This is a genomic window from Streptomyces ossamyceticus, assembly GCF_001418475.1.
Classification (GTDB): Bacteria; Actinomycetota; Actinomycetes; order Streptomycetales; family Streptomycetaceae; genus Streptomyces; species Streptomyces ossamyceticus.
This window is the reverse complement of sequence record NZ_LIQX01000270.1, coordinates 1-14,878: the sequence shown is the minus strand read 5'-3', so window position 1 is coordinate 14,878 and position 14,878 is coordinate 1. Positions and strand designations below refer to the sequence as shown.

The following is a 14,878-nucleotide window of genomic DNA, read 5'->3' as shown; positions in this document are numbered from 1 at the left end:
GAGCACGCCCCGCCCGGCCGCCGCCCCGGACCACCTACGGATATGGCAGGCCCTCCGCGAGACGGTCCCCTGGCACCGCGCACGTACAGTCACCCCGCACGGGCTCCTTCCCGCCGGCCCGCACGAACGCCTCCCAGTCGTACTGGTCACCCCGGTAGAAGACGGGGCGGTGCAGGACATCCACGCCCACGACCACCAGCGGTCCCCGGTACGCGCCGTCCGCCTGCGCGCCGCCCTCGATCTGGCCCGCGCGGACGCCGCCGCCGGACTGCCCCTCACCTTCGACCGCCTCGCCGCCTGGCAGCGCCATGTGCTGGGCCTGCCGACGCGCCCGGCGTTCCGCACCGACCCGGCGTACGCCAAGGAGGGCCGCGAACGCTACGGCACCGGCGCCGACCTTCCGGACCGCCTCACCGACTGCCTCGCGCAGAGCGCGGAGCCGGCCCTCGCGCTCCCGGCCCGCGCCGCCCGCGCCTACCTCGACGTGTGCTTCTTCCACCCGTTCGACGACGGCAACGCCCGCGCCGCATTCCTCACGCTGACGTACGTGCTGGCGCGGGACGGGGTCGCGCTGGACGAAGTGGGGCCCGTACGCCGGGTGCCCCGCCGTGCCGACGACCCCGGCGGCGCGCTCTCCCTGGCCGACCTCATTGCCGTACTCATCTCGGGCACCGCCCGTCGCGCCGCTCACGCGGACCGCTCCTCTCCGCCGCACCGGCACTCGAACCAGACGGTCTTGCCGTCGCGCCACCTGCCCACACCCCACTTGTCCACCACGGCGTCGACCAGCACGAGTCCCCGGCCGCCGTCCGCGTAGGGCGACATGTCGGTGCGCAGGACGGGGAGCTGATCGGACCCGTCCGTCACCTCCACCCGGACCCCGCCCGGCGACCGCAGCAACAGCAGGGTGCAGCGGCGGTCCGGGACGTGCCGTACGACGTTGGCGAGCAGTTCCGTGACCCCGAGTTCCACCGCGTCGGTCAGGTCCGGCATCTCCCACTCGTCGAGGTAGGAGCGGACGATGCGGCGGATGTGATGCGCGGAGTGCTCACCGACGGTGAAGCACATCCGGTGCTGGGCGGGACGAGCGCCCAGAACGATGGGGGGAATGTATCCGTTCACCCCACAAGGGTGACCTGGCGCAACTACTGTCGGCGACAGAACGGACACAACCTGTTCAACAGTGAGTTCAAGCTTCAACGAGGGGACAGCACCATGACCCAGATCAACACCCTCGACCCCGGCGCCTCACCGCTCGACTACTACGGCTACGAGCTGCGGCGCTGCCGGGAGGCCGCGGGCCTGACACAGAAGCAGTTGGGCGACATCCTCGGCTACACGTCGTCGCTGGTGGGGCAGATCGAGACGGCGAGGAAGGTGCCGACGCCCGAGTTCAGCGAGCGGGCGGATGTGGCGTTGGGGACCGATGGGCTGCTGTCCCGCCTCCTGATGCTGGTGATGCGCAGCCAACTCCCGGGTTGGTTCCAGCAGGTCGCAGAGCTGGAGGGACGGGCATCGGCGATCTACATCTTCCAGCCACAGCTCGTGCACGGCCTCCTGCAGACCCAGGCGTACGCCGGGGCCGTACTCAGCGCCGTGAGCGACAACGCCCTGGAAAGCCGCACCGCCGCGAGAATGGCGCGACAACGCATCTTCGAGAAGGACAAACCCCCGGTGTTCTGGGCGGTACTCAGCGAAGCCGTGCTCTATCAGAAGATCGGCGGACCGGAGGTCATGCGGGCCCAACTGTTGAAACTATTGGCCTACGAGCGCAACCCGCGCGTGAGCGTCCAGGTGCTGCCGTACGAGGTCGGCGTGCACACCGGGCTAATGGGCTCCTTCGACATCTTCCACTTTGCCGGAGACCCCACCATCGTCTACAGCGAGGACTACGACACCGGACACCCCACCGCCAATCCAGACGCGGTGGAGTCCAGGTCGCTCCGATACGATCATCTGCAGGCTGCGGCGCTGTCCGTGAGGGACTCGGCAGAGCTGATCCGGCACGTGGTGGAGGAACGCTATGGGAAGCAACTCAAGGCCGACAGGCGCCCAGTGGCGTAAGTCGAGCTACAGCGGTGACACCGGCGGCTCCTGCGTCGAATGCACCCTCCTCGGCCCCCTCACCTGGCGCAAGTCGTCGTACAGCAGCGACCAGGGCGGTGATTGCGTAGAGATCGCCGCAACCCCCGTCTCCTCCTCCCCCACCCTCCTCATCCGTGACTCCAAGAACCCGGCGGGACCCCATCTCACCCTGGGCCCCGCCGCGTTCGTGCGCTTCCTCGGGTGGGCCTCTACAACCGCTGGATGATCGTCCCGGTGGCGAGTCCGCCCCCGGCGCACATCGTCACCAGGGCGAACTCCTTGTCCGTGCGCTCCAGTTCGTGCAGCGCCGTCGTGATGAGCCGCGCTCCCGTCGCGCCCACCGGGTGACCCAACGCGATCGCACCGCCGTTCACGTTGACCTTCTCCAAGCCCTGCTCGAAGACCCGCGCCCAGCTCAACACCACCGCCGCGAACGCCTCGTTGATCTCGACGAGGTCGATGTCGCGGAGCGACATCCCCGCCTTGCCCAGCACCGCCTTCGTCGCGTCGATCGGGCCGTCGAGGTGGAAGTGGGGGTCGGAACCCACCAGCGCCTGGGCGACGATCCGGGCCCTCGGCCGTAGCTTCAGCGCCCGCGCCATCCGCTTCGACGCCCACATGATCGCCGACGCGCCGTCGCTGATCTGGGAGGAGTTGCCGGCGGTGTGCACGGCGGTCGGCATGATCGGTTTCAGGCGGGCCAGCACTTCCGCGGACGTGTCCCGGAGGCCCTCGTCGCGGTCCACGAGGCGCCACATGCCCTGCCCGGTGGCCTGTTCCTCCTCCGTAGTGGGGACCTGGACCGCGAACGTCTCCTTCTTGAAGCGTTCCTCGGCCCAGGCGACGGCGGCCCGTTCCTGCGAGAGCACGCCCAGCGCGTCGACGTCCTCCCGTGTCAGGTCCCGGTGGCGGGCGATGCGTTCGGCCGCCTCGAACTGGTTGGGGAGGTCGACGTTCCACTCGTCGGGGAACGGTTTGCCGGGGCCGTGCTTGGAGCCCGACCCGAGCGGCACACGGGACATCGCCTCGACGCCGCAGCTGATGCCGACGTCGATGACCCCGGCCGCGACCATGTTGGCCACCATGTGCGACGCCTGCTGCGAGGAGCCGCACTGGCAGTCGACGGTCGTCGCGGCCGTCTCGTACGGCAGGCCCATGGTCAGCCAGGCCGTGCGCGCGGGGTTCATGGACTGCTCGCCGGCATGGGTGACGGTGCCGCCGACGATCTGCTCGACGCAGTCGGCGGGGATGCCGGTGCGGCCGAGGAGTTCACGGTAGGTCTCGCCCAGCAGATAGGCGGGGTGCAGATTGGCGAGCGCGCCACCGCGCCTGCCGATGGGGGTGCGTACGGCTTCGACGATCACGGGTTCCGCGGCCATGGGGATCCTCTCAACGGTTACCCGCGCGGCGCGGGGCGTCCCGGCCCGGCCCGCCACGCAGAACTAGTACGCGTTCTAGTTCTCCTGACAGCGTGCCGAGCTGACACGCATCGCCGCAAGGGTCGTGCACGGCGCACACGCGATCCGCGGGCGGATTCGGCCGTGCGCGGGCGCACCACGCGCGCGGGAACCCGGAGGTCACCCCGGCTCCCACGGCGCGCCACTGGGCCACGGGGGTGACACCGCGAAGGTAATCGCCCCTCACTCCCACTCCCTTCGTACGGATGAAGCGCCCGGTGTCGCGTGGCAGGCCCTCGGCGGCGCTGCTGCGATGTGGGGGTCCGCGTCACCCCGCACGGTCCTCCAGCCCGCTCCGGCGGGTTGCTGTGCGGGGCGCGCAGAAGGAGACGAGCACGTTGTCCGAGCACCAGCACGAGCAGGCGGAGCGATGCGTCGGGGAGTTCACGCTCGCCACCCCCGTGAGCGCCGAACCGGCGGCACCCCGGACGTACACGGCGCCCGAACCGGACGCGCGGTGGGAGCTGCCGCACGGCTTCGCGCATGTCTTCCTCGGCGAGGGCAACCAGGCGATCAACCGGCCGGTGCTGATGGCCGACGGCTTCAACCTCGGCAGGAGCGACCTGAAGTGGCTGTACACCGGCCTCGACGGCGGCTCCTACCCGCTGCTGAGCGAGCTGCGCCGCCGGGGCCGTGACGTCATCCTGCTCGGCTTCGACGAGCGCAGCGCCTCCCTCCTGGACAACGCCGACGCCGCGATCGCCGCGATCCTGCGGACCCGCGCCGAGCAGTCGGGGCACACGCGTCTGGCCGTGGGCGGCTTCAGTATGGGCGGCCTGGTCACCCGTTACGCCCTCGCCAAGCTGGAGACGCAGCGGATGGACCACCGCACCGCCGTGTACTTCTCCTATGACACCCCGCACCGCGGTGCCGTCGTCCCTGTCGGCCTCCAGGCGTTCTCGCACTTCATCCCGGTGCCGAACCCGTTCGCCCGGCAGATGAACAGCCCGGCCGCCCGGCAGATGCTCTGGCGGCATTTCAACCCGGTGACCGGCGACGCCGCCATCGCCGTCGAGCGCACGCAGTTCCTGACCGCGCTGTCCAAGGTCGGCGGCTGGCCGACCGTGCCGAGGAGACTGGCGCTCGCCAACGGCCGCGGGGACGGCACGGGCCTCGCGATCCCGCCCGGTGAGACCGCGCTGGCGGTGGAGCGGATCTTCCCGGGGACGACCTTCCACACCCAGGCGCAGGGCAAGGACATCATCGTCGCGGAGCTGAAACGCCGCTTCCCGCAGGCCGAGAAGACGATCCTGACGAGCGACTTCCCCGAGTTCGACGGCGCTCCCGGCGGCACCCTCCGCTCGTACGGCCTCCTCGCCGACATGCTGGAGAAGTTCGGCGCGGGCATCGACCTGCGGCACGAGCACATCTGCTTCGTCCCCACGGTCAGCGCGATCGCGATCCGCGACCTCGACCATCAGAAGGACCTGTACGCGGCCGTCGACGACCTGGACCCGGACGACTCGGAGGCCGACGACTTCCTCTGCTCCTCGGACACGACGGCGCACACCGCCATCACCCCGGAGCTAGGCGAGTGGCTCCTGGACCGGCTGCCCGACTGACCCGCCCGACGGATTCGGGTCGCCGTAGCCCTTGCGACTTGTAGAACGCGTTACTACGGTCACGGCGACCCGGATAACTGATGGACCGTCAGGGACGGTCCGTCGGAGACCGTCTAAGCGACGGGAGTCGACCATGCCCTGTCCAGCGCTGCCCGACGGGTTCGACCTCACCGACCCGGATCTCCTCCACCACCGTGTCCCCCTCCCCGAGTTCGCCGAGCTGCGCCGCACGGAACCGGTCCACTGGGTCCCGCAGGCACCGGGCCTCGCGGGCTTCGGCGACGAGGGCTACTGGGCCGTGACCCGGCACGCGGACGTCAAGTACGTCTCCACGCACCCCGAGTTGTACTCGTCGTTCCTGAACACCGCGATCATCCGGTTCAACGAGCACATCGAGCGGGACGCCATCGACGCGCAGCGGCTGATCCTGCTGAACATGGACCCGCCGGAGCACACCCGGGTGCGGCAGATCGTCCAGCGCGTCTTCACCCCGCGGGCGATCCGCGCGCTGGAGGACAACCTGCGCGACCGGGCCCACGCCATCGCGCGCGAGGCGCTCGCCCAGCCCGGCCCCTTCGACTTCGTCACCCAGGTCGCCTGCGAACTGCCGCTCCAGGCCATAGCGGAGCTGATCGGCATCCCGCAGGACGACCGGGCGAAGATCTTCGAGTGGTCGAACCGGATGATCTCGTACGACGACCCGGAGTACGCCATCACCGAGGAGGTCGGCCAGGAGTCGGCCACCGAACTCATCGCGTACGCCATGAACATGGCCGCCGACCGCAAGCAGTGTCCGGCGAAGGACATCGTGAGCACGCTCGTCGTCGCCGAGGACGAGGGGAGCCTGGCCTCGGACGAGTTCGGGTTCTTCGTGCTGATGCTGGCGGTCGCGGGCAACGAGACCACCCGCAACGCGATCACCCACGGCATGCACGCCTTCCTCACCCACCCCGACCAGTGGGACCTGTTCAAACGGGAGCGCCCGGCGACGGCCGCCGAGGAGATCGTCCGCTGGGCCACGCCCGTCAACTCCTTCCAGCGGACCGCCACCCAGGACACCGAACTCGGCGGCAAGCGGATCAAGAAGGGCGACCGCGTCGGCATCTTCTACGCCTCCGCCAACCACGATCCCGAGGTGTTCGAGAACCCCGACACCTTCGACATCACCCGCGACCCGAACCCCCATCTGGGCTTCGGCGGCGGCGGCCCGCACTTCTGCCTCGGCAAGTCCCTGGCGGTGCTGGAGATCGACCTCATCTTCAACGCGATCGCCGACGCCCTGCCGAACCTGCGGCTCGTCGGCGCCCCGGACCGGCTGCGCTCGGCCTGGATCAACGGCGTCAAACACCTGCAGGTCAGCGCGGACTGACACCCCCGCCCCGACTCGGGCCGACGGCCTCCCGGCGCCGTCGGCCCGTCCCGCGCGCCCGCGCGTCCCAACGGCATCCCAGAGGCTCCCCGTTCGCACAGGTCAACAGGGGTGGGACGGTCCCAGCGTCCCGGCACGGCGGCAGCTGTTGCCGAGGGTTCCCGGCTGCCTGAATCTGTGGACGTCGCCGCCGCCGTCGGAGGAACACGGACGACGGCGCGCCTCATTCACCGGGGGTCCCCGCCCGCCCAGCGTGGCGCCGGCTCCCACCCGTTCATGCGTCACACACCGAAGGAACCCTCGTGAACAAGTCCCGCATGGGCCGCGCGATCGCGGCCTCGGCCGTGCTGATCGGCAGCGGCGCCATCGTCTTCGTCCCCGCGTCGGCGGCCTCGGCCACCGAGGACGACTGCGACGGCATCGCCGTCATCGGCCGCTTCCGGGCCGTCGAGTCCGGTGCCTCGTTCGACTTCCGGGGCCGCAGGGTCGAGCTGCAGAACGAGTCGGCGCTCGACCGCTACAGCCGCGCGGAGATCAAGTCCGGCCGCAGGGCCGGCGACCGGCTGTGGGTCGACCGCAGCTTCCGCTCGTTCCCCGACTTCAAGGGCATCGTCAGCGACTCGGACGCCAAGCGCGACGGCTGGAAGATGTGCGGCCCGTACACCGGCAGCCGCACCCAGTCCGTCTACAACTCCAACTACGCCGCCCGCGCCTGCGGGGAGTTCGACGGCATCACCAAGTGCGGCAAGTGGTACGTGGACTGACCCACCCCCACGACGGGGCACCGAACCGGCGCCCCACCCCGTGACCGCACCCGACAAGGCCGCCCCCCGTCCCCCGAGGACGGGCGGCGGCCTTGTCGCCGTACCGGGGCGACACACGACCACGATTCCTCCCCCGAACTGTGAACCGTCTCCGATGCCTCTCTGAGCGGACTCTGAGGGAAGGCTGGGAGCATGCTGGGCAGGCCGACAAGCGCTGCCGGAATCCGAGATTCTCCCGGAATTCCGGGCAGCGCTTGTTTTGCTGCACGGGCAGAAAATTCAGGATTCCCTCAGAATTGACCGGCCCTCCTTATCCTCTATTGACGGGGACACGATCTCCGCCCGATAGTTGTGCGCAGTCGGCGGACACCCCCCAAAACTCCGCCCCTCCTCATGGAGCAATCAATGGCATTCGCGCACCGCGGAAACGGTTCGACTCGGCGTTTCCGCACCGCCGGGACCCTCGCAGCTCTGACCATGGGTGCCTCTCTGCTCGCGGCCCCCCAGGCATTCGCCGCCGGGCCCACCCAGGCCGAACTCCTCAAGGCGTGCAACTGGGCCAGCCTCTGCAACTTCCACCCGCAGAGCTACTGGGGTTACACCGGCCCGAAGCACCAGGTGGGAAGCACCGCCTACAACTGCGGCAGCAACACGAACCAGCACCGTATCGACTGGTCGGACACCACCACCGCCGCCAACACCGTCGGTGTCTCCGTCTCGGCGTCGTACAAGTTCTCGCTGGTCTTCGAGGCATCCGTCGAGACCAGCTACAGCCACACCTGGGAGAACTCCCACACGGACACCGAGTCCAACACCATCAACATCTCGCCGCGCAGTGTCGGCTGGCTGGAACGCGGCACCTCGAAGCAGCAGGCCAAGGGCTGGTGGGAGATCCAGTTCAAGAACAAGTACTACGACCACTACGTCTGGTACGTCTACGACTTCCAGCAGTCCGGCTTCAACAAGGACAACCCGAAGTACGGATACGTCAACTTCAAGGACCGGAAGATGACCTCCGCCGAAATCGGCGCACACTGCTGAAGGGGCCGCACGGCTCGCCTTAGGAATGGTCATGCGTGATGCGTGATGCGAGGGATTCTTCCGTGATATCAAGGCTCCACAGAATTCATTCCCCGCTCGGAATTCTCGCCCTCGCGGTGTGCTCGCTCCTGCTGCTCTCCGGCTGCTCCGGCGGGTCGGCCGGCGGCAGCCGCGCCGGCCACGCGGAGCGCGAGCCGGCCGTGATCGGCACCGACGGTTCCGCCGAGAGCCGGGTCGTCGCGGCGATCTACCGCGAACTCCTCACCGCCGCCGGGCAGAAGGTGCGGACCGCGGACACCACGTACGCGTCCCCCACCCACACAGCCCAGGCCGTGGTGGACGGCGAGATCAGCATCGCGCCGGCCTACGAGAGCAGCATGCTGCGCGCCCTGCCGGGCGGCCAGACCATGCCCGGCAACATGGAGGCGACGCTGAGCATGGCGCTGCCTCCCGGGATCGTGGCCCTGCCGGCGGCCGCGGCGCAGCGCGGGCTCGTCGTCGCGGTCACCGAGGCCACCGCCGACCGGTACGGGCTGCGCGACCTGGACGACCTCGGCGCGGCGAAGGACCGGCTGACCCTCGGCGGCCCCGCCTCCGGCGATCCCGGCGCCCCGTCCGCCACCGCCGTGAAGAAGGCGTACGGCGTCACCCTCACCCCGGCGGGGACCTCGCGGACGGCGGACGTGCTGGTGCTGCGCAGCGGTGACCCCGCGCTCGCTCGCGGCGGACTGGTCGTCCTCGGGGACCCCGAGTCCGTCGTCCCGCCCGAGCATGTCTTCCCGCTCATCAGCGCGCCCGCCGTGGACGCCACCGGCAGGGCGGCCCTCGCCCGCGTCAACGACCCATTGACGACGGATCAGTTGGCCACGCTGGCCGCCTCGGTCGAGGCGGGCGAGGCTCCCGGAAAGGCGGCCAGGACCTGGCTGCGCGCCCGGGGCCTGCTGCGCTGATCCCCGTCACACCTCCTCACCCCCTCATCTCCTCATCCCCGCTCCTTCAGAAAGGGTGGTCCTCCCATGCGCAGCCTCAAGCGCAAGATCGCCGCGGCGGCACTCGTCGCGGGCACCGTCCTCGGCACGCTGGCGATCCCGGGCACGGCCTTCGCCGGCACCAAGAACGTCCAGCTCCGGATCTGCAGCGGCTCCAACGAGACCGTGAAGTTCTTCTTCGTCGGCGAGAACCAGTTCGGCGACTGGGTCGGCTCCCGATTCTGGGAGATCGCCCCCAAGGGCTGCACCACGGCCGAGGGCTACTGGTGGGTGGCCGGCCGCTCGGTGGAGTTCCACCACCGCAAGCCCAGCACGGGCTGGCGCTGGGAGCCCCGCCTCATCTCCGCGAACGACACCAGGGACGGCGCCACGTACGACCTGTGGATCGGCTGAGGGTCAGCCGCCGAGGGAGCTGCCGGTCAGCCACGGACGGGGTCGCGTGGGCCGCTGGTGGCGGTCCGCGGGGCCCCGTCGTCCGTCTTCCCGTCGTCCTCGTCCGTGCCCGGAGCCGCCCGCGGTCCCGTCAGGAGGTGGGTGAGGGCGAAGCCCGCGCCGACGACCGCGGCCCCGCCGACCGCGTCGAGGACCCAGTGGTTGCCGGTCGCGACGATCGCGGCGAGCGTGAACGTCGGGTGCAGCAGGCCGAGGGCCTTCATCCACCAGCGGGGCGCGACGAGGGCGATGGTGAGCCCGCACCACAGCGACCAGCCGAAGTGCAGCGAGGGCATCGCCGCGTACTGGTTGGCCAGCTGGGTGAGTGTGCCGTAGTCGGGCTTGGAGAAGTCCTGGACGCCGTGGATGGTGTCGATGATGCCCAGGCCCGGCATCAGCCGGGGCGGCGCCAGCGGGTAGAAGAAGAACCCGACGAGCGCGAGGACGGTGGTGAAACCGATCGCGGTGCGGGCCCAGCGGTAGTCCGCGGGACGGCGCCAGTACAGGACGCCGAGGACGGTCAGCGGCACCACGAAGTGGAACGACGTGTAGTAGAAGTCGAAGAAGGTCCGCGGCCAGCCGATCTGGACGACCGCGTGGTTGACGGAGTGTTCGATGTCGAGGAACAGGGCCTTCTCGATGGAGAGGATCTGCCGGGCGTGCTCCTCGGCGACGGCCCGGCTGCCGGCCGCCTCCAGCCGGGTGCGCTGGTAGGCGGCGTACGTGACGCGGATCAGCAGCAGTTCGAGCAGCAGGTTGGGACGGGTGGCGACCCGGCGCAGCAGCGGCGCCCAGCTGAAGCGGGTCTGCGTCTTCGGCGCGTACACGGTCGGGATCGGGTGCCGGTAGTAGGGCGAGGTGCGGGACAGGAACGGCACCACCAGCGCCGAGGCGAGCGCGGCCAGCAGGACCACGTTGTCGCGCACCGGGTGCAGGACGCCGACGTTCGGCACCATCATCTTCGCCGGCAGCGTCATCACCAGGACGACCGCCACCGGCCACACATACCGCGAGGACGCCTTCTTGCCGACCCGGCCCACCGCCGCCAGCAGCACCCACAGCAACTGGTGCTTCCACGACGTCGGCGAGACCGCCACCACGACACACCCCGTGATCGCGACGGCGAGCAGCAACTGCCCGTCACGGGCGTAGTGGATGGCGCGACGCATGCCGAACACGGCGACGGCCGTGGCCAGCGTGAAGAAGACCGCGATCTCCGCCGGGCCTTCGAGGCCGAGCCGCAGCAGCGCCCCGTGCAACGACTGGTTGGCGAGGTCGTCCGCCCGGCCACCCAGGCCCACACCCGCCAGATGGTGCACCCAGTAGGCGTACGAGTCGTGCGGCATGGCGGCCCAGGCGAGCACGGTCGCGCCGGCGAAGGTGATGCCGGTGCTCGCGGCGGCCCGGCGGCGGCCGGTGAACCACAGCAGCGGCACGAACAGCAGCACCGTCGGCTGGAACGCGGCGGCCACCCCTATGAACACACCGCTGACGCGCTCACCGCGTACCGCGAAGCAACCCGCAAGGACCAGCAGAACAGGGATGATGCTGGTCTGGCCCAGGTAGAGCGTGTTGCGGACCGGCAGCGACAGCATCAGCAGGGTCACCGCGACGGGCGCCGCCAGCAGGGCTGTTCGACGGGTGACCGGCTGCGGCAGGGCGCGCGCGGCGACCAGGCCGAGAGCGACGACCAGCAGCAGGGTGCCGAACGTCCAGCCCCAGCCGAGGGTTTGTTCGGCCGCCCGGGTCAGCGGCTTGAGGACGAGCCCGCCGAACGGGGTACCCGTGAACCGCGTCGAGTCGTACAACGAACCCGACACGTGCAGAACACCGTCCGGCCCGACCCAGGTCTCCAGGTCCGTCAGCCGCTCACTCCTGGGCGTGCGCAGCACGACCGCGACCTGCCGCACCGCCAGGACCGCCGCGACCAGCCACAGTACGGCGCACACCGTCCCCCAGCGGGCCGCCGCCCCACTCGTGCCAACGGCACCACCCGGGCCGCCCTGATCCACGTTCGCCACGCCCTGCCGTCCCTCCCGCCCCGTTCGCCGTTCCATGGGAAAGCTCGCACCGCCTCACGGTCCCTCAGGTGAGACGCGGGCAACCTCGGCTTCACCTGAGGGCCGCCCGTGTTTCGTCCGGAAGACGATAGTGGGCGCGGGACGGTCGAACGGCTCAAGGGCGCGACGGGGATCGCGGATGCACATCGCGGCCGAGGTTGTGACCGGCCACGGACAATCACCTGGGAGCATGGGCCCCTGCACGGACGCACGGCGGGAAGGCGATGGGGGATGGCACGGGGGATGGACGGCTTCGTACGGGGGCGCACGCGCCCGGCGCGCGGGCTGCGGGGACGGCTGGTGGTCCTCGTGCTGGCGCTGCTCGGTTTGCAGTTGGCGTCGCTGGTGGCCCCGGCGTACGCCTGCGGGTGCGGGGCGATGGTGCCGGACGGGCAGCGCAGTGTGTATGTGAACCGTGAGACGTCCGTGGTGCGCTGGGACGGCCGCGAGGAGCAGATCGTGATGCGTCTGACGGTCGCCGGGGACGCCCGGACGGCCGCGTGGATCATGCCGGTGCCGAACCGGGCGACGGTGGAGCTGGGAGACGCGGCCCTCTTCGACCGGCTCGCCGAGGAGACGGCGCCCGAGTACCGCGAACGGGAGTACTTCTGGCCGCGGTCGGGCGACTGGCCGTTGGACGCGTTCGAGGAGGACGGCTCGGCGGGGGCGGCGCCCGGCGACGGCGCCGTGGACGTCGTCGGCCGGGAGCGGCTCGGCCCGTTCGACGTGGCCCGGCTGACCGCGACGGACTCCGGGGCCCTCGGCGACTGGCTCGACGACAACGGCTTCGCGCTGCCCGACCGCCTGGAGACCGCGCTGGAGCCGTACGTCCGCCAGAAGTGGGAGTACGTGGCGATCAGGCTGGCGCCGGAGGAGGCGGCCGGGGACGTCCCGCTCGGCGGCACCCTCGACCCGCTGCACCTCACCTTCGCCAGCGACGCGCCCGTGTACCCGATGCGACTGTCGAAGCTCGCCACCACCCCGCAGGCCCTCGACCTGTACGTCCTCGCCGGGCACCGGATGGAGCCGGGCTCGGCGATCGGCGGGGAGAAGCCGCAGGTCACCTTCGCGGGCCGGATCGGCGCGCCCGGCGGTCCGCTCGGCGAACTCGCCGCCGGGGGCACGGACTTCCTGACCGCCGTCGAACAGAACTTCCCTCAGCCGTCGCGGATCTCCGGCGACCACACGCTCCGGCGGGCGGCGGCCGACGACCCCTATCGAAAGGTCATCTACGTGGACGAGATGTGGACCGTGGGCGGCATCCCCGGCTGGCTGTTCACCTTCGGACTCGGCATCGCCGTGCTCGCGATCAAGGCGGTGGCCGTCGCGATCGTGCTCCGCCGCAACGCCCGCAAGCAGCCGCCGCTGCCCCCGATGGCGCCGGGCCCGTGGGTCCCGCCGGGCGGCCCGCACGCCGGGTACCCGCACGGCGCTCCCGTGCCCCCGGCCGGTCCCGTGCCCCCGGCCGGTCCCGTGCCGCCGGCGGACCACAAGCCCGGTCCTGGCGCCTGAGTCCGAACGACCGAAACACGCACGCGAAACGCCTGACAGCGAAGGGACCTGCGCCTACCATTCGTTAGCGCAACTAGTTAGCCGATCTAACTAGCTATCGGAAAGGGCGCAGGTCCATGAGCAGCTCGCAGACGTGGGACGACGTCGACACCTACTTCACGACCCACCTCTCCCCCGACGACGCGGCCCTGGAGGCCGCGCTGCGCGACAGCGAGGCCAACGAGCTCCCGCACATCAACGTCGCCGCCAACCAGGGCAAGCTGCTCCAGCTCCTCGCCCTCGTCCAGGGCGCCCGCCGGATCCTGGAGATCGGCACGCTCGGCGGCTACAGCACGATCTGGCTGGCCCGCGCGCTGCCCGCCGACGGCAGGCTGATCTCCCTGGAGTACAGCCCCGAGTACGCGGAGGTCGCCTGCCGCAACATCGCGCGCGCCGGGCTGGACGCGCTCGTCGAGGTACGGGTCGGCGCGGCCCTGGACTCGCTGCCCAGGCTGGCCGACGAGAACCCCGAACCGTTCGACCTGGTCTTCATCGACGCCGACAAGGCCAACAACCCGCACTACGTCGAGTGGGCGCTGCGCCTGACCCGCGCCGGCAGCCTGATCATCGTCGACAACGTCGTCCGGGGCGGCCGCGTCGCCGACGCCCACAGCACCGAACCGGACGTGGTCGGCACCCGCGCCGCCATCGAACTCATCGCCACCCACCCGAAGCTGGACGGCACGGCCATCCAGACCGTCGGCACCAAGGGCTACGACGGGTTCGCGCTGGCCCGGGTCGTGGACTGAACGGGCCGAGCGGACTGCCCCGAGGACGGCGGGCCGGAGCCGGGCGCCGTCCTCGGGGACCGTCTCAGAGCTCGTGGTAGAAGCCCACGTTGACGCTGCGCGGGCCCGTGCGGTCGACGATGACGAGCTCGCCGGAGCCGTTGTGCGGGAGCTTCGCGGTGCCGCCGTACGGCAACGGCTGCGGCGGATGGCCCTGGAGCGCCAGGCGCACCTCGGAGGAGGGCTCGGCGTGCGTACCGCGCAGCCAGGTCACCTGCCAGGTGCCGTCGGGGCCACAGAGGAACTCCAGGTGCACACGGGAGACGAACAGCCAGTCGTCCGGGGTCGCGAGACGGCACACCGCCCGGTCCCGGCCCACCCGGAGCACGGCGCCCGGCTCGCTGGGCGCGTCGGCCATCTGCATGCCGGCCGTCGCCCCGGCGTCCGCCTCGGACACCGAGGCCATGGTGAGTTCGAGCACGTACCGCTCCTAACGGGTCAAACTCCGATTGTCGCTGGACACGGCGCGCTCGGCGCACCGCCGCCGCATGATAAATCGCCGGATCGTCCGCTTGTGCGGGGTCCGGCACAATGGACGCATGACCGAGCGAAAGCCACCGGGTGTCAGCTTCGAGTCCTTCGTCGACAAACAGATCCGCGACGCGGAGGCGCGCGGCGATTTCTCCCACCTCCCCGGAGCGGGGCGACCGCTCGACGGGGACGACACGACGTACGACGAACTGTGGTGGATCAGGCGGAAGATGGCCCGTGAGGGGCTCTCGGTGCTACCGCCCGCGCTGGAGTTGCGCAAGGAGGCGGAGGACGCGCTGGCCGCCGCCG

General features: G+C 70.6%; 15 protein-coding genes and 1 pseudogene. 12 read left to right on the top strand and 4 right to left on the bottom strand.

What is annotated here, in order from left to right:
* Positions 1-169: 169 nt before the first annotated feature.
* Positions 170-493, top strand: a pseudogene (locus AOK15_RS48575) (Fic family protein); the annotation flags it as partial.
* A gap of 194 nt (positions 494-687) precedes the next feature.
* On the opposite strand, the gene AOK15_RS21005 reads toward AOK15_RS48575, so the two are convergent.
* A complete protein-coding gene (locus AOK15_RS21005) occupies positions 688-1,122 on the bottom strand; it encodes an ATP-binding protein (protein WP_240508526.1) in 435 nt (144 codons plus the stop codon).
* Between the two features lie 93 nt (positions 1,123-1,215).
* On the opposite strand from AOK15_RS21005, the gene AOK15_RS21000 reads away from it, so the two are divergent.
* On the top strand, positions 1,216-2,064 hold the full coding sequence (locus AOK15_RS21000; protein WP_055519159.1) for a helix-turn-helix domain-containing protein: 849 nt from the start codon (positions 1,216-1,218) through the stop codon (positions 2,062-2,064).
* On the top strand, positions 2,024-2,311 hold the full coding sequence (locus AOK15_RS42415) for a DUF397 domain-containing protein (protein WP_079058604.1): 288 nt from the start codon (positions 2,024-2,026) through the stop codon (positions 2,309-2,311). Before AOK15_RS21000 ends, AOK15_RS42415 begins: the two co-directional genes overlap by 41 nt.
* Here the strand turns inward: AOK15_RS42415 and AOK15_RS20995 are convergent.
* On the bottom strand, positions 2,295-3,464 hold the full coding sequence (locus AOK15_RS20995) for a steroid 3-ketoacyl-CoA thiolase (RefSeq protein WP_055519157.1): 1,170 nt from the start codon (positions 3,462-3,464) through the stop codon (positions 2,295-2,297). The genes AOK15_RS42415 and AOK15_RS20995 overlap by 17 nt on opposite strands.
* Positions 3,465-3,880: 416 nt before the next feature.
* Here AOK15_RS20995 and AOK15_RS20990 point away from each other — a divergent pair, with 416 nt between their 5' ends.
* From AOK15_RS20990 to AOK15_RS20965, 6 genes are all read left to right on the top strand, one after another.
* On the top strand, positions 3,881-5,104 hold the full coding sequence (locus tag AOK15_RS20990) for an esterase/lipase family protein (RefSeq protein ID WP_055519155.1): 1,224 nt from the start codon (positions 3,881-3,883) through the stop codon (positions 5,102-5,104).
* 133 nt (positions 5,105-5,237) lie between these two features.
* Positions 5,238-6,473 carry a cytochrome P450 gene (locus tag AOK15_RS20985; RefSeq protein WP_055519153.1) on the top strand — a complete coding sequence of 412 codons (1,236 nt, stop codon included), beginning with the start codon at positions 5,238-5,240 and terminating at the stop codon, positions 6,471-6,473.
* 302 nt (positions 6,474-6,775) lie between these two features.
* On the top strand, positions 6,776-7,237 hold the full coding sequence (locus AOK15_RS20980; protein ID WP_055519150.1) for a hypothetical protein: 462 nt from the start codon (positions 6,776-6,778) through the stop codon (positions 7,235-7,237).
* A 405-nt stretch (positions 7,238-7,642) separates the two neighbouring features.
* The gene (locus AOK15_RS20975; RefSeq protein WP_055519148.1) at positions 7,643-8,278 is read left to right on the top strand and encodes a hypothetical protein; all 636 of its coding nucleotides are present in this window, start codon (positions 7,643-7,645) and stop codon (positions 8,276-8,278) included.
* 62 nt (positions 8,279-8,340) lie between these two features.
* Positions 8,341-9,228, top strand: a complete 888-nt coding sequence (locus AOK15_RS20970) for a glycine betaine ABC transporter substrate-binding protein (RefSeq protein WP_240508525.1) — start codon at positions 8,341-8,343, stop codon at positions 9,226-9,228.
* A gap of 66 nt (positions 9,229-9,294) precedes the next feature.
* Entirely contained in the window at positions 9,295-9,660 is a 366-nt protein-coding gene (locus tag AOK15_RS20965) for a hypothetical protein (RefSeq protein ID WP_055519145.1), read from the top strand.
* 26 nt (positions 9,661-9,686) lie between these two features.
* Here the strand turns inward: AOK15_RS20965 and AOK15_RS20960 are convergent, their stop codons facing one another.
* A complete protein-coding gene (locus tag AOK15_RS20960; protein ID WP_420876936.1) occupies positions 9,687-11,720 on the bottom strand; it encodes a bifunctional glycosyltransferase 87/phosphatase PAP2 family protein in 2,034 nt (677 codons plus the stop codon).
* A gap of 282 nt (positions 11,721-12,002) precedes the next feature.
* On the opposite strand from AOK15_RS20960, the gene AOK15_RS20955 reads away from it, so the two are divergent.
* Together AOK15_RS20955 and AOK15_RS20950 are read left to right on the top strand one after the other, a co-directional pair.
* Positions 12,003-13,271 carry a DUF2330 domain-containing protein gene (locus AOK15_RS20955; RefSeq protein WP_055519140.1) on the top strand — a complete coding sequence of 423 codons (1,269 nt, stop codon included), beginning with the start codon at positions 12,003-12,005 and terminating at the stop codon, positions 13,269-13,271.
* A 116-nt stretch (positions 13,272-13,387) separates the two neighbouring features.
* Entirely contained in the window at positions 13,388-14,059 is a 672-nt protein-coding gene (locus AOK15_RS20950; protein WP_055519138.1) for an O-methyltransferase, read from the top strand.
* A 64-nt stretch (positions 14,060-14,123) separates the two neighbouring features.
* Here the strand turns inward: AOK15_RS20950 and AOK15_RS20945 are convergent, their stop codons facing one another.
* The gene (locus tag AOK15_RS20945; RefSeq protein ID WP_055519135.1) at positions 14,124-14,519 is read right to left on the bottom strand and encodes a hypothetical protein; all 396 of its coding nucleotides are present in this window, start codon (positions 14,517-14,519) and stop codon (positions 14,124-14,126) included.
* Between the two features lie 118 nt (positions 14,520-14,637).
* Between AOK15_RS20945 and AOK15_RS20940 the strand changes: the two genes are divergently transcribed.
* The coding region (locus AOK15_RS20940) for a DnaJ family domain-containing protein (RefSeq protein ID WP_157870318.1) at positions 14,638-14,878 on the top strand (241 nt) is incomplete at its 3' end.